The 23363-nt window shown below is 68.6% G+C and carries 21 protein-coding genes; 13 read left to right on the top strand and 8 right to left on the bottom strand.

What is annotated here, in order from left to right; translation table 11 throughout:
• Nucleotides 1–92 precede the first annotated feature (92 nt).
• Both AB0I12_RS10255 and AB0I12_RS10250 read left to right on the top strand, forming a co-directional pair.
• Nucleotides 93–542 (top strand): MarR family transcriptional regulator, encoded by a 450-nt coding sequence (locus AB0I12_RS10255; RefSeq protein WP_355701090.1) that lies wholly within the window; start codon nt 93–95, stop codon nt 540–542.
• Nucleotides 539–1870, top strand: a complete 1332-nt coding sequence (locus AB0I12_RS10250) for an MFS transporter (protein WP_359927319.1) — start codon at nt 539–541, stop codon at nt 1868–1870. The genes AB0I12_RS10255 and AB0I12_RS10250 overlap by 4 nt, the downstream gene beginning before the upstream one ends.
• Here AB0I12_RS10250 and AB0I12_RS10245 read toward each other — a convergent pair.
• On the bottom strand, nt 1867–2559 hold the full coding sequence (locus tag AB0I12_RS10245) for a DUF4429 domain-containing protein (RefSeq protein ID WP_359927316.1): 693 nt from the start codon (nt 2557–2559) through the stop codon (nt 1867–1869). The genes AB0I12_RS10250 and AB0I12_RS10245 overlap by 4 nt on opposite strands.
• Before the next feature lie 67 nt (nt 2560–2626).
• Here AB0I12_RS10245 and AB0I12_RS10240 point away from each other — a divergent pair, with 67 nt between their 5' ends.
• Nucleotides 2627–4030, top strand: coding sequence for a mycothione reductase (locus tag AB0I12_RS10240; RefSeq protein ID WP_359927313.1), 1404 nt, complete (start codon nt 2627–2629; stop codon nt 4028–4030).
• On the opposite strand, the gene AB0I12_RS10235 is transcribed toward AB0I12_RS10240, so the two are convergent.
• Complete coding sequence (locus AB0I12_RS10235) at nt 4013–5461, bottom strand: LLM class flavin-dependent oxidoreductase (protein ID WP_359927312.1); 1449 nt, start codon at nt 5459–5461, stop codon at nt 4013–4015. The genes AB0I12_RS10240 and AB0I12_RS10235 overlap by 18 nt on opposite strands.
• Before the next feature lie 33 nt (nt 5462–5494).
• On the opposite strand from AB0I12_RS10235, the gene thpR reads away from it, so the two are divergent.
• The 5 genes from thpR to AB0I12_RS10210 are packed head-to-tail and all read left to right on the top strand — an operon-like array spanning nt 5495 to nt 10237.
• Nucleotides 5495–6058, top strand: coding sequence for an RNA 2',3'-cyclic phosphodiesterase (thpR, locus tag AB0I12_RS10230; RefSeq protein ID WP_359927309.1), 564 nt, complete (start codon nt 5495–5497; stop codon nt 6056–6058).
• A 45-nt stretch (nt 6059–6103) separates the two neighbouring features.
• Complete coding sequence (gene efeU, locus AB0I12_RS10225; protein ID WP_359927306.1) at nt 6104–6952, top strand: iron uptake transporter permease EfeU; 849 nt, start codon at nt 6104–6106, stop codon at nt 6950–6952.
• 15 nt (nt 6953–6967) lie between these two features.
• A complete protein-coding gene (efeO, locus tag AB0I12_RS10220; RefSeq protein ID WP_359927303.1) occupies nt 6968–8107 on the top strand; it encodes an iron uptake system protein EfeO in 1140 nt (379 codons plus the stop codon).
• Complete coding sequence (efeB, locus tag AB0I12_RS10215; protein ID WP_359927300.1) at nt 8104–9354, top strand: iron uptake transporter deferrochelatase/peroxidase subunit; 1251 nt, start codon at nt 8104–8106, stop codon at nt 9352–9354. The genes efeO and efeB overlap by 4 nt, the downstream gene beginning before the upstream one ends.
• A gap of 25 nt (nt 9355–9379) precedes the next feature.
• The gene (locus AB0I12_RS10210) at nt 9380–10237 is read left to right on the top strand and encodes a hypothetical protein (RefSeq protein ID WP_359927297.1); all 858 of its coding nucleotides are present in this window, start codon (nt 9380–9382) and stop codon (nt 10235–10237) included.
• 95 nt (nt 10238–10332) lie between these two features.
• Here the strand turns inward: AB0I12_RS10210 and AB0I12_RS10205 are convergent, their stop codons facing one another.
• The 4 genes from AB0I12_RS10205 to AB0I12_RS10190 form a co-directional block, all read right to left on the bottom strand.
• On the bottom strand, nt 10333–11172 hold the full coding sequence (locus tag AB0I12_RS10205; RefSeq protein ID WP_359927295.1) for a carbohydrate ABC transporter permease: 840 nt from the start codon (nt 11170–11172) through the stop codon (nt 10333–10335).
• Entirely contained in the window at nt 11165–12139 is a 975-nt protein-coding gene (locus AB0I12_RS10200) for a sugar ABC transporter permease (protein WP_359927292.1), read from the bottom strand. The genes AB0I12_RS10205 and AB0I12_RS10200 overlap by 8 nt, the downstream gene beginning before the upstream one ends.
• 86 nt (nt 12140–12225) lie before the next feature.
• Nucleotides 12226–13545, bottom strand: a complete 1320-nt coding sequence (locus AB0I12_RS10195; RefSeq protein WP_359927289.1) for a sugar ABC transporter substrate-binding protein — start codon at nt 13543–13545, stop codon at nt 12226–12228.
• Nucleotides 13546–13922: 377 nt separating this feature from the next.
• Entirely contained in the window at nt 13923–15008 is a 1086-nt protein-coding gene (locus tag AB0I12_RS10190) for a LacI family DNA-binding transcriptional regulator (protein WP_359927287.1), read from the bottom strand.
• 107 nt (nt 15009–15115) lie between these two features.
• Between AB0I12_RS10190 and AB0I12_RS10185 the strand changes: the two genes are divergently transcribed.
• Together AB0I12_RS10185 and AB0I12_RS10180 are read left to right on the top strand one after the other, a co-directional pair.
• Nucleotides 15116–16732: an acyltransferase gene (locus AB0I12_RS10185; protein WP_359927286.1), complete on the top strand. Its 1617-nt coding sequence runs from the start codon at nt 15116–15118 to the stop codon at nt 16730–16732.
• 187 nt (nt 16733–16919) lie between these two features.
• A complete protein-coding gene (locus AB0I12_RS10180) occupies nt 16920–18023 on the top strand; it encodes a hypothetical protein (RefSeq protein ID WP_359927283.1) in 1104 nt (367 codons plus the stop codon).
• On the opposite strand, the gene AB0I12_RS10175 is transcribed toward AB0I12_RS10180, so the two are convergent.
• Entirely contained in the window at nt 17953–19230 is a 1278-nt protein-coding gene (locus AB0I12_RS10175) for an MFS transporter (RefSeq protein WP_359927281.1), read from the bottom strand. The two genes, AB0I12_RS10180 and AB0I12_RS10175, sit on opposite strands and share 71 nt — an antisense overlap.
• Nucleotides 19231–19247: 17 nt before the next feature.
• The gene (locus AB0I12_RS10170; RefSeq protein WP_359927278.1) at nt 19248–19841 is read right to left on the bottom strand and encodes a helix-turn-helix domain-containing protein; all 594 of its coding nucleotides are present in this window, start codon (nt 19839–19841) and stop codon (nt 19248–19250) included.
• A gap of 183 nt (nt 19842–20024) precedes the next feature.
• Here AB0I12_RS10170 and AB0I12_RS10165 point away from each other — a divergent pair, with 183 nt between their 5' ends.
• The 3 genes from AB0I12_RS10165 to AB0I12_RS10155 all read left to right on the top strand — a co-directional run bounded on the left by AB0I12_RS10165 (nt 20025) and on the right by AB0I12_RS10155 (nt 23349).
• Nucleotides 20025–20396, top strand: coding sequence for a hypothetical protein (locus tag AB0I12_RS10165; RefSeq protein ID WP_359927275.1), 372 nt, complete (start codon nt 20025–20027; stop codon nt 20394–20396).
• Nucleotides 20397–21175: 779 nt separating this feature from the next.
• Nucleotides 21176–21979, top strand: coding sequence for an aminoglycoside phosphotransferase family protein (locus tag AB0I12_RS10160; RefSeq protein WP_359927272.1), 804 nt, complete (start codon nt 21176–21178; stop codon nt 21977–21979).
• 422 nt (nt 21980–22401) lie between these two features.
• Nucleotides 22402–23349, top strand: a complete 948-nt coding sequence (locus AB0I12_RS10155; RefSeq protein WP_359927269.1) for an aminoglycoside phosphotransferase family protein — start codon at nt 22402–22404, stop codon at nt 23347–23349.
• The last annotated feature ends 14 nt before the right edge of the window (nt 23350–23363 follow it).

Below are 23363 nucleotides of genomic sequence, written 5' to 3'. Positions count from 1 at the left end.
GCGAACTCTAGGCCATGGCCGTGGCGGGCCGGGGAATACCAGCCGGTGGAAACCGGTTTTAGTTAGCAAAAGTAATGAGTTAAGGTAACGACATGCCCGAAGTCGTAGCGCAGCAGGTGAAGAGTGACGTCGGGCTGGCGAGTGCTCTGCGGTCGTCGACCCTGCGGCTGTCCCGGCAGATCCGCCGGCAGCGCGAGCCCGGTCACGACCTCACCGCGAACCAGCTGAGCGTGCTCGGCGCGCTGGCCAAGCACGAGGCGATGACGATCGGCGAGCTGGCCGCGCACGAGCAGGTGAAGCCGCCGTCGATGACGCGGATCGTGACGAACATGGAGGAGGCGGGCCTGGTGGTCCGCCGGCCCCATCCGACCGACAAGCGCCAGATCATGGTCGAGCTCACCGCCAGGGCCGACGAGCTGATCCTGGCGAACCGCCGGCGCCGCGACGAGTGGCTGCAGACCAAGCTGAAGCAATTGACCCCCGAGGAGCGCGACATCCTGCGCAAGGCAGCACCTGTACTGGAACGACTGGCGGCTCGATGAGCCCCACGTTCCGTGCCTTCAAAGTCCGAAATTTCCGTCTGTACGCCTCCGGCGCGATCGTCTCGAACGTCGGTACCTGGATGCAGCGCGTCGCTCAGGACTGGCTGGTCCTGGAGCTGACCCACTCCGGTACGGCGCTCGGTATCGTCACCGGTCTCCAGTTCCTTCCGGCCCTCCTGCTCGGCCCGTACGCCGGGCTGGTCGCCGACCGCTTCCCGAAGCGGCAGGTGCTGACCGTGACCCAGATCGCGATGGCGAGCGTCGCCCTCGTGCTCGGCGGCCTCACGATCGCCGGTGTGGTCCAGCCATGGCACGTGTATCTGCTGGCGCTGCTGTTCGGTGTCGGCACCGCCTTCGACGCCCCGACCCGGCAGGCGTTCGTGGTCGAGATGGTCGGCCGCGACGAGCTGTCGAACGCGGTGGGTCTCAACTCCGCGTCGTTCAACGCGGCCCGGCTGCTGGGCCCGGCGCTGGCGGGCCTGCTGATCAACTGGATCGGCACCGGACCGGTGATCCTGATCAACGGGTTCACCTACTCCGCCGTGATCCTGTCGCTGCACCTGATGCGGGTGGGTGAGCTGCACACGCCGAAACCCGCGGCCCGGGACAAGGGCATGATCCGCGACGGCATGCGGTACCTGTGGCGCCGGCCGGATCTGATGATGGTGCTGGTGGCGGTGTTCTTCGCCGGCACCTTCGGCCTGAACTTCCAGCTGACCTCGGCCCTGATGGCGACGGAGGTCTTCCACAAGGGCGCGGGGGAGTACGGCATCCTCGGTTCGGTGCTCGCGATCGGCTCGCTGGCCGGTGCCCTGCTGGCGGCCCGCCGGGTCCGGATCCGCGCTCGACTGGTGATCGGTGCCGCCCTGGCCTTCGGGATCGCCGAGGTCGTCAGTGCGCTGATGCCGAGCTACCTGGGCTTCGCGCTGGTGCTGCCGCTGGTCGGCCTCGCCTCGCTGACCATGCTGACGTCCGCGAACGCGACGATGCAGCTGAGTATCGAGCCGACGATGCGCGGCCGCGTGATGGCGCTCTACATGACCGTTCTGATGGGCGGTACGCCGATCGGCTCGCCGCTCATCGGCTGGGTCGGGCAGGAGTTCGGCGCCCGCTACTCGCTGATCGTCGGCGGCGGGCTGACCGTGCTCGGAACCGTCGGCTCGGTGCTGTACTTCTCCCGCCGGCGCGGTCTGGCGATCCGGCCGCGGCTGCTGCCGCGCCCGCACCTCGAGGTGCTGCCGCAGACCGAGCTGCTCGGCGAGAAGGCGGTCCTCGACGGCTCCCCCGAGGTCGAGCCCAAGAAGACCGCGGACCCGCAGGTCGCCTAGGGCCTGATCCGGGTCAGCAGCCGGGCCGCGAAGAAGAGCGCGTCGACGTCCGTGTGCCGCCGGCTCACCATCGCCGCCGGGTCGTGCCTGGGCTTCGGGCGTACGTCGGGGGTCGCGGCGGTCGCGATCCGGAGGAATCCGCGCGCGCCGAAGCGGCGCTGCTCCGGCATCCACTCGACGTCGAGGATCTCGCCGAGCGGCACCGGCCAGAGGTCGCCGTGCGCCTTCTTCTTCCGGCCCGCGAACCGGTGGTAGGTGAACGTGAGGCGCCCGTTGGCCACCACCAGCGTCGCGTCGTGTCCCTCGAACTGGTCCGGTGCGGCCGGCGGCGCGACCAGCCACGCGGCGGAGGCGGTCTCCGGTACGTCGCGCCGTACCAGGACCTGGGCGACGTCGCGGGCGATGTCCTCGGCGAGATCCCGGTCGACGTCGGGGAAGTCGTAGACGTCGATGAGCCGGGTCACCGACCGCAACGGGTCGGCGCCGTCGCGCAGGACGAGCCGGAGCCCGGTCCCGGTCACCTCGACCGACCGTAACGCCTCGACCGGCAGCACGCGCTCGCCCAGCCGGGCCCGGACCGCGGCGGCGAGCGGATGGAACCCGCCCGGCGTGCCGTCGTACCGGATCCGGAGGGTGCCGAGGCCGTCCCAGACGACCGTGCCGTGCCTGCTCGTCAGCTCACCACTCACCACGTGTCCTATCTTTCACCGTGGGCGGGTCCAGCGCAGTCCTTGCGGGTCAGGGGCACAATGAGGCGTGACCCATTACGACCTCGTCATCATCGGGACCGGCTCCGGCAACACCATCGTCAACCGGCGGTTCGCCGATTGGAAGGTGGCGATCGTCGAGCGCGGCACGTTCGGCGGCACCTGCCTGAACGTCGGCTGCATCCCGACGAAGATGTTCGTGCACGCCGCCGACGTGGCCGCGACACCGTCGGTGAGTTCGCGGTACGGCGTCGACGAGCAGCTGCTCGGCGTCCGCTGGCCCGAGGTCCGGGACCGGATCTTCGGCCGCATCGACCCGATCGCGGCCGGCGGCTCGGAGTACCGGCACCACAACCCGGACAACGCCAACGTCACCGTGTACGACGGCACCGGGCGGTTCACCGGCTTCAAGGAGCTGACCGTCGACACCAAGGACGGGGCGTCGAGCGTGTTCAGCGCGGACCGGTTCGTGATCGCCACCGGCAGCCGGCCGATCGTCCCGCCGATCCCGGGGCTGGAGGACACCGGATTCCACACGTCGAACACGATCATGCGGCTCGAGGAGCTGCCGCGCCGGCTGGCGATCATCGGCAGCGGGTTCGTGGCGGCCGAGTTCGCACATGTGTTCGCGTCGTTCGGGGTCGAGGTCACCGTGGTCGCCCGCTCGAAGGAGCTGCTCCGGACCGAGGACGCGGAGATCGCCGCGCGCTACACGGAGATCGCGCAGGCGAAGTACGACGTCCGGCTCAACCACGAGACCATCCGCGTCGCGCGCCGTGACGACGGCACGATCCTGCTCGGGATGCTGCACCCGGACGGCTCCGACGAGCTGGAGGTCGACGAGCTGCTGGTCGCCGTCGGCCGGGAGCCGAACTCGGACCTGCTGAACCTGGACGCGACGGGTGTCGAGGTGGACCACGAGGGGCGCGTGGTCGTGGATGCGTACCAGCAGACCACCGTGGAGGGCATCTACGCGCTCGGCGACGTGACGAACCCGCACCAGCTGAAGCACGTCGCGAACCACGAGGCCAGGGTGGTGAAGCACAACCTGCTCAACCCCGACGACCGGATCGAGGCCGACCACCGGTTCGTCCCGCACGCGGTGTTCAGCTCGCCGCAGATCGCCTCCGTCGGACTCACCGAGGAGCAGGCGCGGGACCGCGGGATCCCTTATGTGGCGGCGGTTCAGCGGTACGGCGACATCGCGTACGGCTGGGCGATGGAGGACACCACCGGCTTCGCGAAGGTGCTCGCCGACCCGGAGACCGGGCAGATCATCGGCTGCCACGTCATCGGCCCGCAGGCGCCGACCGTGATCCAGCCGGTGATCCAGGCGATGAGCTTCGGCCTGGACGCGTACACGATGGCGCGCGGCCAGTACTGGATCCACCCGGCGATGCCCGAACTGATCGAGAACGCCCTGCTGAAGCTGGACCTACGTCCGGAACGCTGAGATCACGTCGGCCACCGTGGCGAGCGTGTCGAGGTCGGGGAGGCTGATCATCACCTCGGTCACCCCGGCCTCGGACAGTTCGCGGAAGCGGCCGATCTGATCGTCGACGGTGCCTGCGTTCACGTGGGCCGCGTACTTCGCGGGGTTCACGTTCCGCGGCCGGAGCTTGCGAATCAGCTGGTCGAGCTGTTCGTGGTCTTTCCCCACGAGCGTTGTGGACAGATGCGTCAGCTCGGCACGGCTGTCCTGCAGGTGGCCGGCGGCCTTGCGGACCGCGGTGGCGTCGCCGAACACGTTCACCGCGTCGGCGTACCGCGCCGCCAGCCGCAGGGTTCGTGGGCCGCTGCCGCCGACGAGCACCGGCAGATGTTCCTGCAGCGGGCGCGGATAACACGTGGTGTCCGGTACGTCGAGGACCTTGCCGCGGAACGGTTTATTGCCAGGGCCCCATAAAGCCGGCAGCAACTGCAACGCGTCTTCGAGCAGCGCGTAGCGCTCACCGACCGGCGGGAACGGCCAGCCGTACGCCTTGTGCTCGGCCTCGAACCACGCGAGCCCGACGCCGCAGACCGCCCGCCCGCCGCTCAGCACGTCGAGCGTCGCCGCGATCTTCCCGAGGTGCGCGACGTTGCGGTACGTGATGCCCGAGACCAGCGTGCCCAGCCGGACACGCGTCGTACAGGCCGCGAGGTAGCCGAGTGTCGTCCAGCTCTCCAGGAAGTCCTCCCAGGCCCGCCCCACCTGCGGGATCTGCCGGAAATGGTCCATCACGTAGATCGCGTCGAACCCGGCCGCCTCGGCCCGTTCCGCCACGTCACGAACCCACGTGGCCGTCCCCGCCCGTCCCGCCGGATGGCTGTAGCTGCTCAGCTGCAGCCCGAAGCGCAGCCCGACCGGCGCTTCCGACTGCCGGGTCTGCGCCGCGGTCGACTCGACGAACACGTTCGGCACCACCCGCGCGGCGGTCGGCTCCAGTACGTCGTCGTACCCCTCCGTCGGCAACTCTTTCTTCACCGTGGCCCACGACCGCAGCTGTGCCGTCAGGGCGTCGGCAGGGATGCGCTTGTCCCGTTGACGATTCCGCCGCCGGCACTCCTCAGCAGGTGTATCGAAAGCCACCGCAACACAAGCCATCCCGGCATCCCGGGCCAGCGCCAGCCAGGACCTTCGCCGGTCAGCGTCCAGCCCCAGGGTGTCGATGACAGTCGTCAGGCCTCGCCCGATTCGTTGCCGCACCACCACGTCCAGCACCGCGAACGCATCCGCGCTCGCCGCGATGTCGTCCTCGCCGGCCCCGACCAACGCCCGCAACCGGTCACTGGACACGATCAGGTCGGCGGCGAAGTGCTCCGCCGCCCAGGTCGACTTCCCCGAGGCCCCCGGACCGGCCAGGATCACCACACACGGCGACGGCAGCTTGAGCTCGGACACAAAAGCAGTTTCCACCACGGATACGCTTTTCGGATGCGATTGTTCGTGGCCGTCGTGCCACCCAGCGAAGTAGTGGAGGATCTGAGCGAGTTCGTCGAGCCGCGCCGGCAGCATCCGGACGACGACATCCGATGGGCGTCGGACGAGCACTGGCATCTGACGCTGGCGTTCCTCGGCGAGGTGCCGGACTGGAAGACCGAGGAGCTCGAGGAGCGGCTGGAGCGGGCCGCGAAGCGGCAGCAGCCGTTCGCGCTGCAGCTCGCCGGAGCGGGTGCGTTCCCCGGGGTCCCGGACGCCCGGGTGCTGTACGCCGGGGTGCGCGACGAGACCGAGTCGCTCAAACACCTGTCGATGACCACCCGGGCGGCCGCCAACCGGGCCGGCGTCACCGTCGAGGGGCGCAAGTTCAACCCGCACCTGACGCTCGCGCGGCTGCGGCGGCCCGTCGACGTCACCAAATGGGTGCGGATCTTCGACACCTACGAGAGCCCGGTGTGGACCGCGGGCAGTCTCCAGCTGATCGAGTCCAGGCTCGGCGAGGGCCCGGGCCACAGTGCGGCGTACGTCACGGTAGGCGAATGGGACTTCTTAGGTTAACCTCAGGAAGGTTAGCCGTACCTAATGCAATGAGAGAGTCCCGCCATGCTCGCGAACTACCTGATCGGACTCCGTGAAGGACTCGAGGCCTCGCTGGTCGTCAGCATCCTCGCCACCTTCCTGGTCAAGTCGGGCCACCGCGATCGACTCAAACTGGTCTGGATCGGTGTCGCCACGGCGCTTGCCGTGGCGGTCGCCGCCTGGGGTCTGCTCCAGTTCGTCACCGCGCTGACCGCGAAGTCCTTCACCACCCAGGAGACCGTCGGCGGCGTGATGTCGATCCTCGCGGTCGGCTTCGTCACCTGGATGATCTTCTGGATGCGCAAGGCGTCCCGGAGCATCGCCCGAGAGCTCCGGGAGCGGATGGGCCAGGCGCTCGAGGTGGGGTCGCGCGCGGTCGTGATCCTGGCGTTCCTGGCGGTCTTCCGGGAGAGCATCGAGACCGCGTTCATCGTGTACGCGTCGGCCGCCACCGCGACCACCGCCGTACCGTTCGTCGGCGTCCTGCTCGGGCTCGTGACCGCGGTGCTGCTCGGCGTCGCGATCTACAAGGGCGCGGTGAAGATCAACCTGGCCGTGTTCTTCAAGTGGACCGGCGCGGTGCTGATCCTGGTTGCGGCCGGGATCTTCGCCTACGGCTTCCACGACCTGCAGGAGGCGAACATCCTGCCCGGCCTGCACACGCTGGCCTTCGACATCTCCCACGTGATCCCGCCCGACAGTTGGTACGGCGTACTGCTCAAGGGCATCTTCAACTTCAACCCGGCCCCGACCGTGGTGGAGGCGACCGCGTGGGTCGTCTATCTCGTCCCGGTGATGGTGCTCTACTTCCGCCCGGTGAAGAGCTCCGCACCGCCCGCCGTACCGGCGACGACCGCTCACAAAGCGGCCTGAATCCCCAGGAGAACCATGCGCAGCACTGTGGCCCGTCGGGCCTGTGTCATCGGTGTCGTCCTCGGCCTCGCGGCGCTGACCGCGTGTGCGAAGGAGGAGCCGGCGGCCAAGGACGACGGCACCGGCCCGGTGTCGGTCAAGGCGTCCGACTCCGGCTGTGACCTGAGCCGCCGGGACGTGAAGTCCGGCACCAGCACCTTCTCGGTGGAGAACGCGGGCAGCAAGGTCACCGAGTTCTACGTGTACGCCGACGGCGACCGGGTGATGGGCGAGGTGGAGAACATCGGGCCGGGCCTGAAGCGGGATCTGATCGTCGAGCTGCCGACCGGCAAGTACCAGGCCGTCTGCAAGCCCGGCATGGTCGGCGACGGGATCCGCGGCGACCTCACCGTCACCGGCGACGCGCCCGCGCAGGTCGACACCGACGCCGCGCTGAAGCAGGCGACCGAGAGCTACCAGCGGTACGTGAACTCGCAGACGGTCGCGCTGGAGCAGAAGACCACCGAGTTCGTCACCGCGGTGAAGGCCGGCGACGTGGCGAAGGCGAAGGCGCTGTTCCCGGTGTCGCGCACGTACTGGGAGCGGATCGAGCCGGTCGCCGAGTCCTTCGGTGACCTGGACCCGAAGATCGACGCCCGCGTCAACGACGTCGAGCCGGGCACCGAGTGGACCGGGTACCACCGGATCGAGCAGGCGCTGTGGGTCGCGAACTCGACCAAGGGCATGGACAAGTACGCCGACCAGCTGCTGACCGACGTGAAGACGGTGGTCGCGAAGGCGAAGACCGTGAAGCTCACGCCGCTGCAGCTGGCCAACGGCGCCAAGGAACTGCTCGACGAGGTCGCCACCGGCAAGGTCACCGGCGAGGAGGACCGCTACTCGCACACCGACCTGTGGGACTTCCAGGCGAACGTCGAGGGTTCGCAGGCCGCGATCCAGGCGCTCCGCCCGGCCCTGCAGAAGCGCGACGCCGCGCTCGTCACCCAGCTGGACACGCAGTTCAAGGCCGTCTTCGCGTCGCTGGACAAGTACCGCGAAGGCGACGGCTTCAAGCCGTACACGGCCACCGAGCCCGAGAAGAAGGCCCTCGGCGCGGTCGTCGACGGCCTGGCCGAGCCGGTCAGCAAGGTCGCCGCAGTACTGGCCAAGAAATGAGCGGACGCACGGGATTGTCCCGCCGCGGCCTGTTCGGGGCCGCGGGTGCCGCTGTCGCCACCGGAGTCGCAGGGTACGTCGCCCACTCGGCACTGACCGGTGAGGAGTCGCAGGCGGCTGACGACAACGGGCCGGTGGAGTTCCACGGACCGCACCAGGCCGGTATCACCACGCCTGTGCAGGACCGGCTGCACTTCGCTGCCTTCGACGTGACCACGACCAAGCGGGACGACCTGATCGCCCTGCTGAAGGAATGGACCGCCGCGGCCGCGCTGCTCACGGCCGGCCGCGACATCGGGCAGTACGGCGCGGTGAACGGACCGGGCGAGGCGCCGCCGGAAGACACCGGCGAGGCGGTCGGCCTGCCGCCGGCGCGGCTGACGCTCACGATCGGGTTCGGGCCGTCGCTGTTCGACAAGCGGTTCGGGCTGGCGTCGAAGCGTCCCCAGGCACTCGTCGACCTGCCGCACTTCATCGGCGACGACCTGGACCCGGCACGGTCCGGCGGCGACATCGCCGTCCAGGCGTGCTCGGACGACCCGCAGGTCGCCGTACACGCGATCCGGAACCTGGCGCGGATCGGGTTCGGGCGGGTCGCCGTCCGGTACTCGCAGCTCGGATTCGGTCGGACGTCGTCGACGTCGCGGGCGCAGGCAACGCCGCGGAACCTGTTCGGGTTCAAGGACGGGACCAACAACCTGAAGCTCGAGGAAGCCGACAAGCTCGAGCAGCAGCTGTGGGTTCAGCCCGAGGACGGCCCGGACTGGATGGTCGGCGGCGCGTACCTGGTGTCGCGGCGGATCCGGATGAACATCGAGATCTGGGACCGTACGTCGCTCGGCGAGCAGGAGACGATCATCGGCCGCGGCAAGGGCACCGGCGCGCCGCTGGGCAAGGCGGACGAGTTCGACGCGATCGACTTCACCGCCAAGAACGCCGACGGCGCACCGAAGATGCCGGTGGACTCGCACGTGCGGCTCGCGCACCCGCAGTTCAACAAGGGCGCCGAACTGCTCCGCCGCGGCTACAACTTCGTCGACGGCTCGGACGGTCTCGGCCGGCTCGACGCGGGCCTGTTCTTCCTCGCCTACCAGCGCGACCCGCGCAAACAGTTCATCCCGATCCAGAACCAGCTGGCCAAGAACGACACGATGAACGAGTACATCCACCACGTGGGCTCCGGCATCTTCGCCTGCCCAGCAGGTGTGACACCCGGCTCGTACTGGGGCGAGAAGCTCTTCAGCTGAACCGGTCGGTCACTAGATTGTGGCGGTGAGCAACCATCAGGGCGGTTACCCGGGTCAGCAGCCGCCGTACGGGGGACAGGCTCCGCAGCAGCCGCCGTACCCCCAGCCGTACGGGCAGCAGCAGTACGGCGGTTACCCGCCGCCACCCCCGCCGTCGCGCAAGGCGGGGCCGATCGTGGTCGCGATCGTCGGTGCGCTGATGCTCATCGGTGCTGGTGTGTTCGTGGTCACCCGGTTCACCGGCGGCTCCGACGACGCCGCTGACGGTTCGGCCAAGCCGGTCGCGCCGTCGGCGAAGCCCACGGCGAGCGAGGCCCCGACGGAGGAGCCGAGCACCGGGGGCAGCCCTACCGCTGGTGACAGCCCCAGCGCCGGTAGCAGCCCCAGCGCACCGGCTGCGCCCTGCAACGGGTGCATCCCGGGCGCCACGGTCACCTCACTCGTCACGTCGTTCAAGTCCAAGGGCTACGTCTGCAAGCTGGACCGCCGCTGGGAGTGCAACAAGGGCACGCTGGACGTCTACATCAGTCCTCATTACTCGAACAAGAACTACGCCGAGTACGTCGACGTGAGCGGCAGCAGCAGCGCCCGCGTGCAGAACTGCCCGCAGTGCATCACCGGCGCCGTCGCCTCGCTGAAACAAGGCCTGCCCGGAGCGCTGGCGCTGTTCGTCAAAGACGCATCCGTGCGCCAGCAGATCGCCGCGTTCGCGATGCAGGGCGCAGGCATCCCCACCTCCGGACCCAGCTCGACCCGCGACACCAAGATCGGCGGCTACCGCCTGTCGACCCAGGGCTACAGCGGCGCAACCGTCGGCAAGAACGGCAAGTACGCCAGCTTCTACTCGACCTCGGTCTCCATCCGCGGAGTCTCCGAGTACTGAGGCCGGACCGCCAGCACTCATCAATCGCAGCCGAGGAAGGGCCGCCACGCTCAGGCGGTCGTTCCTCGGACGATTGATGAGTGCTGCAGATCCGTCTACTTGACCGCGCCGGCGGTTACCCCGGCGACGAAGTGTCGTTGGGCCAGGAGGAAGCCGATGACGACGGGGACGCTGACGACCAGGGCCGCGGCCATGATCTGGTTCCAGTAGATGTTGGTCTGCGTGGAGTACTGGCGCAGGCCGACCGACAGGGTGCGGTTGGCCTCGGTGGTCATCACGGACGCGAACAGGACCTCGCCCCACGCGGTCATGAACGAGTAGATCGCGACCGCGATCACGCCGGGCCGGGCCGCGGGCAGGACGACCCGCCAGAGCGCACCCATCGGACCGCAGCCGTCGACCAGCGCGGCCTCGTCCAGCTCACGCGGGATGCTGTCGAAGTACCCGGCCAGCATCCAGATCGAGAACGGCAGGCTGAACGTCAGGTACGTAATGATCAGCCCGAGCCGCGTCCCGACCAGCTGCAGCCCGAACTGGTTGTTGATGTTCACGAAGATCAGGAACAACGGCAGCAGGAACAGCACGCCCGGGAACATCTGCGTCGACAGCACCGTCGTGGTGAACACGGTCCGTCCGCGGAACTTGAACCGCGACACCGCGAACGCGGCCAGGATCGCGATCGCCACCGAGAACACCGTCGCGGCCACCGACACGATCGTCGAGTTCACGAAGTACTTCGCCAGCGGCACCGTCTTCCACATGTCCACGAACGGCGCCAGCGTCAGGTTCGACGGCCACCAGGTGAACGCGCCCTGCACGTCCTTCAACGGCTTCAGCGACGACGTCGCCATCACGTACAGCGGGACCAGGACGAACAGCCCGAGCACCGTCAGCGTGACACCGCGGTAGATCTTGAAACCCCTGGTCTCACGCACGGCGCGACCTCCTTCCGGTGACGAGCAGGTACGCGCCGGTGACGATCATCAGGAAGATCAGCAGCAGCACGGACATCGCCGCACCGGTGCCGAAGTTCCAGGTCAGGAACGACGCGTTGTAGATGTGGAAGGTGATCAGGTCACCGGCCGGCGGCTGCGCCGTACCGAACAGCACGTACGGCGTGTTGAAGTCGCTGAACGTCCACAGGAACAGGACCAGCACGAGCACCAGGTTGACCGGCCGCAGCGACGGCAGCGTGATGTTGCGCCACTGCCGGATGTTGCCGGCGCCGTCCACCGACGCGGCCTCGTACAGGTCCCGCGGGATGCTCTGCATACCGGCCATCAGGGTCAGGAACGCGAACGTCCACAGCTTCCAGCCGGCCACCGTGATCAGCGAGATCAACGCGTTGCCGCCGATCAGCCAGAACGTCCCGCCGTCGCTGAGGTGCAACTGTTCGAGGACGTGGTTGACGGCGCCGGTGTCGCGCTGGAGCATGAAGTTCCAGGTCAGGATGCCGGCGTACGCCGGGAGCGCGTACGGCACCAGGAACAGCGTGCGGACCAGGCCCCGGCCGCGGAACTCCGGCTGCAGGGCGACCGCGGCGGCCATCCCGAGCACCCACGAGAACGCGACCGTGACGAGCGAGAAGACGACCGTGACGCCGAAGGACTTCAGCAGCCCTGCACCGACCGTGTTGTTGAAGTCGAGCGCGACCTTGTAGTTGCCGAGCCCGGCGCTGGGCGCGGAGGACCAGTTCGCGATGAAGAACTTGGTCAGTTTGACGAAGCTCATCCAGATCCCGACCAGCATCGGGATGATGTGGATGAACAGTTCCAGCAGCACGGCCGGGGCGAGCAACGCGTACGGCAGCCACCGGTTCAGGCCCGGCCGGTGCTCGAGGCGGTTGCGGTTCCTGGCCGGCTTGGCCGGCGCCGGAGCGGCGGTTTCTGTGGCGACGGACATCCGGGGGTGTCGCCTCCTGTCTGTCGGATCGGTGGGCTGACGCGGGCAGTGGCCCGGACGCTGCCGTCCGGGCCACTGGGGACAGGTCAGCTACTCGCCGCCACCTGGTCCTCGGCGGTCTTCAGCGCCGCCTTGACGTCGTCGGCGGTCACCGTCCCGCCGGTCGCGATCTTGGCGAACATCGCGTTCATCGCCTTGCCGACGGTGCTCTCGAACTGGTCCTCGGCCGGCACCAGCGGCAGCGGCTTGGACTTGGTGTTGTAGACGTCCTGGAACGTCGCCGCCTCGGCCGCGTCGGTGGTGAACACCGGCTTGGCGTCCTTCAGCACCGGCAGCGACGAGAACGGCTTGCCCAGCGTGGTCTGGGTCTGCGCGTCGGTCATGTACTTCACGAACTTGAGCGCCGCGTCCTTGTGCTTGGTGTTCTTGAAGACCGACAGGTTGATACCGGCCACGTGGCTGGCCACCTGCTCGCCGCCGGCCGGAGCCGGGAACGGTACGACGCCGTACTCGCCGGCCTTCATGCCGTTGGCGACGATCGAGGAGTCGGCGTTGTTCTGGTTGATGACCATCGCGACCTTCTTGGTGGCGAAGTCGTTCACCGACTTGGTGCCGTTGTCGTACTGCGCGTTCGACGGGTTCGCGACCTTGTCCTTCTGCATCAGGTCGAGGTACCGCAGCACGCCCTGCACGTTGCCGTCACCGGTGAAGGTCGGCTTGCCGTCGCCGTTGAACCAGTCGGCCTTGTTCTGCGCGGCGTTGATGAACGCGAAGTGCACGTTCTCGGTGTAGCTGCCGGCCGCCAGCGCCATACCCCACTGCTTCTTCGCCGGGTTGGTCAGCTTCTGCGCGGCCGAGACCATCTCTTCCCAGGTCTTCGGCGCCTGCAGGCCGGCCGCGGCGAACATCGCCTTGTTGTAGTACAGGCCGTAGGCCAGACCGTAGAGCGGGACCGAGGTCGGGTCGGTGCCTTCCTTGCCGCCGGTCGCCAGAGCCGTCGGCACGAACTTGTCCTTGCCGCCGATCGCGGTCATCGCGTCGCCGTCGAACGGCAGGAACGCGTCGGTGGCCTGCAGCGAGGCCGCCCAGGTGTTGCCGATGTTGACCACGTCCGGCGCCTGGCCGGAGGTGATCGCGGTCTGGATCCGGGTCTGCAGGTCGTTCCAGCCGATCACCTCGAGGTTGACCTTGATGCCGGTGTCCTGGGTGAACTTCTGCAGGACCGGGGTCAGCACCTCCTTGTCGTTGTCCAGGCTGGTGCCCTGGTTGCTGGCCCAGTAGGTCAGCGTCTGGTCACCACCGGAACCGCCGCCGGACGCATCGTCCGAATCGCCGCCCCCGCAGGCGGCCAGGCTGATTCCCAGGGCGGTCGCCGCCACCGCGGCTACAAGCGAACGCAGTCTCACGTCGGACTCCCTCGTCCCGTCTCGAGCCCCCGCGGACCTGCGGGGGCGGATCGGCCCCATACTGGCCTAACCGGTTAAGTTCCGAAACCCTAACCGGTTCAGTTCGAGCGTTTTCGTTACGACCTCGTGACCCGCCCAACCTTCACCGCGCACGCGGAAAACGCAATCCAACACTCTCTGGAAGCGCCCGATTTCACACAGTCTTCAAACTGAGCCACAGTACTCCGAAACGCGGCCCCGCCCCGCGCGACGCGGATGAGCGCCCCGGGTGGACCCCATTTGCCTGGTTGGCCCACCAAATGCGGGGTTAGGCACCCTGAACCTGGGTGGATAACCCCACATTTGCCTGGTAGGCCAGGCAAATTTCGTGGTGAGCTTCAGGAGGGGGCGGGGCCTGAGGATTCACGGTGGCGGAGTTCGCCGGGCGGCGCTTCCTCGTGGAGGGCGGTGTCCGCGGTGATGGTGCGGAGCAGCAGGTCCGCGGCGGCGCGGCCGCGTTCCATGGTCTTCTGGTCGACCGCGGTGATCCCGGGCCGGGCGAGTTCGCACAGCGGTGAGTCGTCCCAGGCGACGATCGAGACCTCGCCCGGCACCGCCGTACCGAGATCCATCGCGACCCGGAGCGCCGCGACCGCCATCAGGTCGTTGCCGAGCACGATCGCGGTCGGCGGGTTCGGGCCGGTCAGCAGCCGGCGGGTGAGTTCCGCGCCGTCGTCGTACCGGTAGGTGCCCTCGATGTGCCGCACCGTGATGCCGTGCCGCTCGGCGTGCTGGAGCAGCGTCTGCACCCGCAGCCGCTCGTGAATGAACGTGAACGGCCCGCTGATGTGCGCGATGTCGGTGTGCCCGAGCCCGGCCAAGTGGTCGAGCAGCAGCCCGACGGTCTCGTCGGGCGAGCTGATCAACCGGCCGACCGAGTCGTCGGGCGCGTTCGAGCTGACCACGACGCACGGCATCCCGAGGTCCTTCAGCAACTGGATGCGCTGGTCGTCCTCGAGTTCGTCGAACAGGATGAACCCGTCCACGCGACCCTGCCGCGACCAGCGCCGCAGGACGTCGAGGTCCTCGCCGTGCTCGCCGGTGAGCCGGAGCAGCAGCGACGAGTCGACCTCGTTGAGGTACTGCTCGATGCCGACCAGCGTGCGCATGTAGAACGCTTCGGTCGAGATCAGCGTGGGGTCCCTGGCGATCACGATCCCGATCGTCCGGGTCCGGCTCGCCGACAGCGCGACGGCGGCGGAGTTCGGGTGGAAGCCCAGCTCTTCGGCCAGGTCGAGCACCCGCTGCCGAGTCTCCTCGCTGACGCCGGCGCGGCCGTTCAGTGCATACGAGACCGAGGCCTTCGAGATGTGCAGGCGACGCGCCAGGTCGCTGATCGTGACCCGGTGGCTGCGACGCGTGCCGCTCCCCGGGCCGTCGCCGTCGGCGTCGTCGCCGTCCGCAACGGATCCGCTCGTCGTCATCGCCCGGCCACCCCTCGCACAGACGGAAAAGTGTTCATGTCAGACCGGAGGTTAGCAGCGGCGTTTGAGGGCTGGTCTGTGTCCCGAGAATTGGATAGCGTTTTCCCATGCTGCCGAACGAGCCGTTGCGACTGGATTTCCTGCCGTGGGAGTACGCCCGGAAGGCCTCGGACGCGGAGCGTGAGAGGCAGGCCGAACGGCAGGCGCGGCTCGGCGGGTCGGTCGAGCTCGCCGCCGATGTGTACGTCGCCGAGTCGGCCGCGGTGTACTGCGACGAGCTGCGGATGGGGGACCGGTCGTACATCGCCGCGCACGCCTACGTCACCGGCCACATCGCGCTCGGCGCGGACTCCACGATCAACCCGTTCGCCGCGGTCCGCGGCAAGGTGACGATCGGCGACGGCGTCCGGATCGGCGCGCACACGTCGCTGCTCGCGTTCAACCACGGCACCGCGCCCGGCGAGCCGATCTTCAAGCAGCCGCACACCGCCGTCGGCATCACGATCGGCGACGACGTCTGGATCGGCTCCAACGTCACGATCCTGGACGGCGTCACGGTCGGGCCGCACACGATCATCGGCGCCGGCGCGGTCGTCACCAAGAACATCCCGGCCAACTCGGTCGCGGCCGGGAACCCCGCCCGAATCCTCCGCTCGCGGACAGGAGCGTCCATGTCAGGTGATCTGCCCACCCTGCTGAAGGAGTTCGCCGCCAAGGCCCGGGAGCAGGTCGACGACGTGCTCGCGCGGTGCTGGGACGGCGTCCGATTCGTCGACCGCCCCGGCATCGACCGGGAGCCCGAGATCCGCCCGTGGTGCGACGCCGTCGAGATCGCGGACCTGCTGGTACGCCGTACGCCGGCCGGGCACACCCGCGACGACCTCGTCCGGCGGCTCCGCGCGCGCCAGGATCCGGCGACCGGACTGGTATCGCCAGGAGACCTGTCCGACGACGGTCTGGGCAAGCCGTCGGATGCCGAACTCGCTGTCCTGGAAGGCCCCGCGAGCTATCACGTCCTGTGTGTCGGCTACGCGCTCCAGGTCCTCGGAAGCAGCTTCGAGCACCCGATCAGCACCGACTTCACCCTCGACCAGCTCGACAACTTGCCCTGGGCAAGGAGAGCCTGGTCCGCCGGCTCCGGTATCGACGGCCTCGGTACGGCGCTCGCCTTCAACGGGAAGCCCGGCGAACTCGAGCTGCTGATGGGCTGGCTGCACACCCGCGTCGATCCCGGGACCGGCGCGTGGGGCTCATCGCATCCCGACGACGGGCTGCTGCAGGTCGTGAACGGTTTCTACCGCCTCACCCGCGGCACCTACGCGCAGTTCGGCCTCCCGCTGCCGTACCCGGAGCAGGCCGTCGCCACGGTTCTTGCGCACAGCAACGACCGGCGGATGTTCACCGGCGACAACTACAACGCCTGCAACGTTCTCGACGTCATCCACCCGCTGTGGCTGGCCCGCAAACAAACGGCGTACCGCGAACAGGACGGCCGTCGCTGGGCCGAGGAGCAGTTGCGCGCGATCCTCCCGCGCTGGATCGACGGCGCCGGCTTCGCCTTCGCCCCCGACGGCACCGACGACCGGGCGATCCCGGGCCTGCAGGGCACCGAGATGTGGCTCGCGATCATCTGGCTGCTGTCCGACTACCTCGGCCACTCCGACGCCCTCGGCTACCGACCACGCGGCGTACACCGCCCGGAGCCGCTGGTCAGCCTGCGCTGAACCGGAGTCGCGGCGGCCGCGCTGCGGGAGATCGGGCGGCGGGTCGACCCCCACGGCACTCCGGCCGGGAACTTCCCCATACCCTGACCACGTGGACCCCCGCACGCGCCGACTGGTGACCTCGCTCGTACTGGCCGCCCTGGTCGTCATCGTCGTGGTGGCTGCCCTCGTCCGATAACGTCGCCGCATGACGCCCTCCGCCGGTGAACGTTCGTCGTACCTGATGCGGGCCGGGCTGGTCCGTAACGTGCGGTCCGGGGAGCACCTGACCACGTTCGTGGTGTCCGGGGTGGCGACGGTACTGGTGACCCGGCTGATCCTCAGCCTCAGCGGATACCCGCAGATCGGCGGCAAGGGCCTGCACATCGCCCACGTCCTGCCCGGCGGGCTGCTGATGCTGATCGCGATCTCGCTGCTGCTCGGGTACGTCGGGCCGGTGGTGCGGCCGGCCGCGGCGACGATCGGCGGGATCGGGTTCGGGCTGTTCATCGACGAGGTGGGGAAGTTCGTCACCTCGGACAACAACTACTTCTACCAGCCGACGGCCGCGATCGTGTACGTCGTGTTCGTGCTGATCGTGCTCGGCACCCGCTTCCTCAGTACCCGCCGGCCGATCGACCCGCGGGAGGAGCTGGCCAACGTCATCGACCACGCCGTCGAGGGGGTCGCGGGCGGTCTGTCCCGGCGCCGCCGGGCCGAGGCCGCCGAGCTGCTCCGCACGGTCCCCGCGCAGGTCGAAGGGCGCCGGCAGACGTCCGAGCTGCTGGCTGCCTGCCCACCTGACGAGGTGGAGCTGGCTGCTCCGGTGGACGCCGCCTGGCGGGCGCTGCAGCGCGGGTTCGAGCGGCTCGCCACGCATCCGAAGGCGCCGCCGATCGCTGTCGCCGTACTGGCGGTCCAGTTCTTCGCCGCGCTCGTCATCGCCGCGGTGCTGGGTAACGGTGTCAACCACCTCCCGGTGCTCGGGGTGGCGATCGGGAGCTTGCTGTCGGCAACGTTCACCGTGCGTGGCGCTCTGGCGCTGCGGAAGCGGAACCGGGCGCGTGCTGTCCGCTTGTTCGAGCTGGCGGTGCTGGTGTCGTTGCTGATGACGCAGGTCTTCCAGTTCGCAGCCACGCAGTTCGCGGCGGCAGGCGGGATGCTGCTGGACCTGGTGATGCTCGGGCTGCTGCGAGCGGAGCGGGAGCGGATGCGGCGCGAGCTGGACAACGCCACCAAGGCTAGGACGCTCCGACTGCCACCCGATCTGGATCTGCCGCCGTTCCCGGAGGATCCGTCGGACCCGGTGTAGCCCGCCACTTCTCGTGCCGGCCGATCAGCACCGGTGACATCGTCGCGATCAGGTAGATCACGCCCCCGGCGAGCAGCGCGGGCGCGAGACCAATGGCCGTCACGGCAGCCCCGGCGACCACGCCGCCCAGCGGTACGCCGGTCCAGCAGGCCGCGTTGGACAGCGAGTTGACCCGTCCGAGCAGGTGGCCGGGGATGCGCTCGATCTGGATCGCGCCGAGCACGGGGTTGATGAAGCCCGCGCCGATGCCGCCGACGGCGTACACCGCCATCAGAGACCAGATCGGTACGTCGGTGGCCATCGCCACGAAGCGCGGCGCTCCGGCGATCAGGAACGCGACCGTGAAGACCAGTTTGCGCGGGATGCGGTCACCGATGGCCGACGCGAGCAGGGCGAACAGCGTCGCGGTCACTCCGAACGAGGTGAGGATCAGACTGGTGTGACCTGGACCGTAGCCGTGCTCCTTGATCCAGACGGGCAGCAGTACTGTGCTGGTCGCAGCGTCGAGCAGGTTGGTCACCGCGATCATGACGACCAGCGGCAGCAGGAGCCTGTCGGTGCGCAGGAAGGTCCAGCCCTCCAGGAGCTGGCGACCGTAGCCCTGCTCCTTCGGCGCGGACGTGGCGGACTTGGGGACCCAGCGGGTGATCAGTACGGCGCAGACGCCGAACGACGCCGCGTCGATCCACAGGGCGTTGACCGCTCCGACCAGGGTGATGAGGCCGCCGGCCAGCGCGTACGCGAAGAAGCCCGCCAACCGTTCCGTCGTACTCTCCAGACCCGTCACCCGCTCCAACGGGACCCTGGCCGCTCTGGCGATGTCGGGGATCAGCGTGGCCTTGGCGGCGTCGCCCGGTCCGCGGAGCGCTCCGGCGATCGCGACCAGCACCAGCAGCGTCGGGAAGTGCAGGAAGCCGAGTGTGTGGAGCAGGGGGACCAGCGCCACCACCGCCGTACTCGCGGTGTCTGCCACGACGCTGACCCGGCGGGGGCCGACCTTGTCGATCAGCGGGCCGCCCATCGCCTTCACCACGACCAGCGGCGCCATCTCGGCCATCGCCACCAGGCCGGTCTTCACTGGCGATCCTGTGGTGATCAGTACGAACCACGGGATCGCGATCGCGCTGACCCGGGTCCCGCAGATCGACACGACGTTCGCCACCAGGAACGCAGCCAACGGCGCTCGATTGCCCTTGTCGCCCATCATTGCCTCACCCCGTGTGCTTACTGGCGCGTCTCGCGCGGGAACGCCTGGATCTGGACGGTGACCTGCTCGGCGCCCTCCGGCAGCGGAGCGGTGAGGTCCGGCGTCTTGTACTTCTCGAGGACCGCCATGACCTCGCGCATCATCGCCGCCAGCTGGTCGGGCCTCAGATGGAAGAAGTAGTCCGAGAGCATGCTGGCGTCGCGCCAGTCCTCGGGCATCGTCTGCATCGCGTCGATGAAGCCGAAGATGTTCTCGGCGTACGTCTGGCCGACGCCGTGCAGGAAGCCCAGCGCCAGCTCAGGCTCCTGGTCCAGCAACTCGGCCGCGTTGAACTCGGTGCCCTGGTGCGCCGACTTCCACCAGCGGTCGCGGGCGTTGCCGCGGCTGTCGTCCTCGACCACCAGTCCGGCGTCGGCGAGCTGGCGGAGGTGGTAGCTGGTCGCGCCCGTGTTCACCCCGAGCCGCCCGGCCAGGGTCGTTGCGGTCTGCGGCCCGTACACGCGGAGCAGGCCGAGGATCCGGTTCTGCATCGGGTGCGCCAGCGCACGCACGAGGTGCCGATCCAGCTGGACGGTGCGGGTCGGCTCCACGCTGTGGTTCTCGTCGCTCATGGCTCAGAGCATAGGATTGCAAAGACTCTTTGCAAAGTGTTTTTGCAAAGAAGTTCTGCAGTCTGGTTGTCCACAGATCGCAGATCGCCCCGCCGGACCGGGCGCGATCACGGCATCTTCTCTGTCGACCACGAACTCCTACGTGCCTACTTGAGGAAGAGAGATGTCCCGATGATCCGAGTGATGTTCGACGACGCCGACTACTGCGACGTGCCCGCCGATCTGATGACCTTCACCGACGGCGCGGTGATCTTCTGGCTCAAGGGCGAGGAGGTCGGCCGCCACCGCCAGGCCCGCATCCGCTCCCTGGAGCCCGTCAACCCGCACTCGATGACCCGCAAGATCCAGAAAGCCCGCAGAACCCACCCCAACGCCTTCCGCCCGTGGTCCCCCGAAGACGAGCAAACCCTGATCGAGATGCACAACAACGGCGCCCCCATCGACGACCTCAGCGAAGCCCTCGGCCGCCAGGAAGGCGGCATCATCACCCGCCTGAGAAACCTGGGCCTCCTCGACGAAGACCCAGACCCAGCCACCCCCACACCCACCCCATGACTCCACCCAACCGCCCTCGGCGCACGCCCCGTCCACCCCAACGAAGCAATTGCCGTCCGCAGGACCTCCGCGAAAGGATGCCGTCTGGCCCCGTCCTTCGCCGACAACACATGCCGCCGGACGTGCCGTGGGGCGGCGGCTGTGTTTCCGGCGGCCTTCGGCGCCCCGTCCTGCCGTGCGACTGCGTCGGCGTGGCAACTCCTGTCCGCGGGACCGCCGCGAGAGGACGCCCCCTCACGGTCGCATCCTTCGCCGACCACTCGCACTACCGGCGGCAAACTGCCCTCCGACCGCCTGCGGCACGAGCCCTGTCCTGGCGCCTAACCGCCCCGACGAAGCAACCGCCGTCGGCAGAACCGTCGCGAATGACCGCCACCCCGCGCTCCCGCCCTTCACCGACATCACGCACCGCCGGACGTGCCGTGGGTGTCGACTATGTCCGGGCGCCCTCGGCGCCGGGACCTCTGTCCTGCGACGCGACCGCCCCGGCGAAGCAGTTGCCGTCGGCGGGAGCATCGCGAAGGACTCCGCCTCGCGCCCCGGGTCCTTGGCCGACTGCAGGTGCCGCTTGGCGTCCTGTCTGCGGCGGGTTGGAAAACCCCTGTCGCCGCAGACCCCCGACGAATATGGTCGCGCTCATGACCGACGGCGACTGGAGAGATGGCGGTTTCAGACAACGTCGTCCCTCCGCGGAGACCCTCGCCTGGGTTGCGGCGTCGATGGGCCGAGGCAGCCGCGTCGTCGGCTATCGCCGATTGACCGGTGGCGTCTGCTCCGCCGTGAATCGCCTGACTGTCGAGCGACGTGGAACGCGAACGTTCGTCGTACTGCGGCAGTACCCGGCCGGCCTTGACCTGCAGGAAGCCCTGAAGAAGGAGATCGCCAACCTAGGTGTGGTGGCCGGAAGCGGGCTCCCGGTTCCAAGCATCCTGGCCACCGACGTTGCCGGTGCTTCGACGGGCGGCGCGCCATCGTTGCTGATGACACGCCTGCCGGGCCATGTTCACCTGAATCCAGCAGAGCCTCGGTCGTGGCTGACGAGGATCGCGGAGATCGCCGTACTGCTGCATTCCCTCGATCTCCCCGCAAAGACGTTCAGACCATGGACAGATTCCTGGATCGCTCCTCGGGACGGGTTTCAGGTGCCGGTCGACGCACAGAAGCCGGCGGTGTGGAAGTCGGCATTCGGTGCCATGGCCGCACCACCGCCAAAGGACACCGCCGTCTTTCTGCACTGCGATCTGCTGCCCGTCAACATGCTGTGGTCACGCGGAAGAATCACCGGCCTGACCGACTGGAACTCCATCCACCGGGGATCGCGCGCGATCGACGTCGGGCACTGCCGGCGGTACCTGGCGGCGCTCTACTCGCCCGAGTGGTCGGAGCAGCTCCGGTCGCTGTACGAGTCGATCGCCGGGGCGACTCTCGATCCGTGGTGGGACCTGTACACCCTGCTGCACTACGACGCCAGCGGCTCGAAGTGGATCCGCGGTCAGGTCGCCGGGCGCCGCCCCGTCGACGTGCCCGGCATGACGTCCCGGGTCGAGCTCGCCATCGAATCAGCCCTACGGCGCCTCGGCTAACCGCGGGTTCCCCACTGGCCAGCCTTCCAGTTCTGGTACGCCGCGACCTGCGCGCCCGACCTACACGTTCGACGCCGGCGTGCGTCGTGGGCGGGCGACCTGCGCGTACGACGCGGGCGGGCGACGAGGGCGGGCGACTGCGCGCCCGACCTGCGCGGGCGACGTCGCCGTACGACTGCACGGGCGACGCCGGCGTGCGACCTGCGCGACCGACCTGCGCGCCCGACCTACGCGGGCCAGCGTCGGTGTACGACGTGGGCGGGCGACCTGCGCGTTCGACGAGCGCGCAAGACCTGGGCGGGCGACCTGTGCGTCTGCGCCTTGTTTGCTGTGGGGGAGGAGGGGGCGGGGATGGTCTGTGTGGGGTTTGTGTGCGGGTAATTGCGGTGCGTTGGCGAGGTGCGGGGGTTAGATTGCGTGGGATGACTGCGGACGACGGTGTGCTCTCAGGCCTTTCGTTTCTTGGTGTGCCGCGGGGGCCGATGGTTCGTGTGCATGGCGGGTTTGCCAATCGGATGTATCGGCTCGAGACCGACCAAGGGTCGTTTGCGGTGAAGGAGTTGAATCGGGTCGATCGGCGCTGGGTTTATCGCGTCGAGGACGTGTTCAGGTTCGAGCGGGCGGCGTTTGCTGCTGGTGTCCCGATGGCTGAGCCGATCTGGGCCGGCAGCGATCTGCTCGTACACCGGTGGGTCGAGGGGGAGAAGGTGCCTGAAGAGCCGGTGGCGGTTGCTTTTGCGTTCGAGGTCGGGGAGATTCTCGCGCTCATCCATTCGCTCAACGTCGAGTGGACTCGCGGGGTGATTGACGAGCCGACGCCGCGGGACTGGCCGGAGCTTGCCGAGCGGGCGGTGGCGACCGGGCAGCCGTGGGCGGATGAGCTTGCCTCCCGTGTCGAGACGTTTGTTGCGATCGCCCAGTTCGTCGACGCGTGCGAACGTCCTGGTCCAGTTGTGTTGACCCACAGGGATATTCAGCCGTGGAACCTGCTTGCTCGCGACGGACGGCCGGTGGTGCTCGACTGGGAGCTGTCGGGGATGATCGATCTGTCCGGTGAGCTCGGCTCGACCGCGCTCAGCCTCTCGAAGGGGCGTGGATTCGACGGCGTCGAGCCCGAGGTCTTCCGCGCGGTGCTCGACGGGTACGTCGCAGGGGGCGGGGTGCTGCCGCCGCCGGGGCCGAGCTGGTTCGCGTACATGATCGCCGGTTGGTTGGGACACATCAGGTGGAACATCCTGCGCTGCCTCGCCGGCGTCGAGGCGACCACCGGTCCGGAGTTGGCGCTGTCCCACGAGTCTGTGCGCAACGGTGTGCGTGGTCTCCCTGACCTGTTCAGCCGGCTCCCGGAGCTGCAGAAACTGCTCGCCTGACCTGTGGCTGGTTG

The organism is Kribbella sp. NPDC050459, from assembly GCF_040655315.1.
GTDB lineage: Bacteria > Actinomycetota > Actinomycetes > Propionibacteriales > Kribbellaceae > Kribbella.
This window is presented reverse-complemented; position numbering and strand designations above follow the sequence as displayed.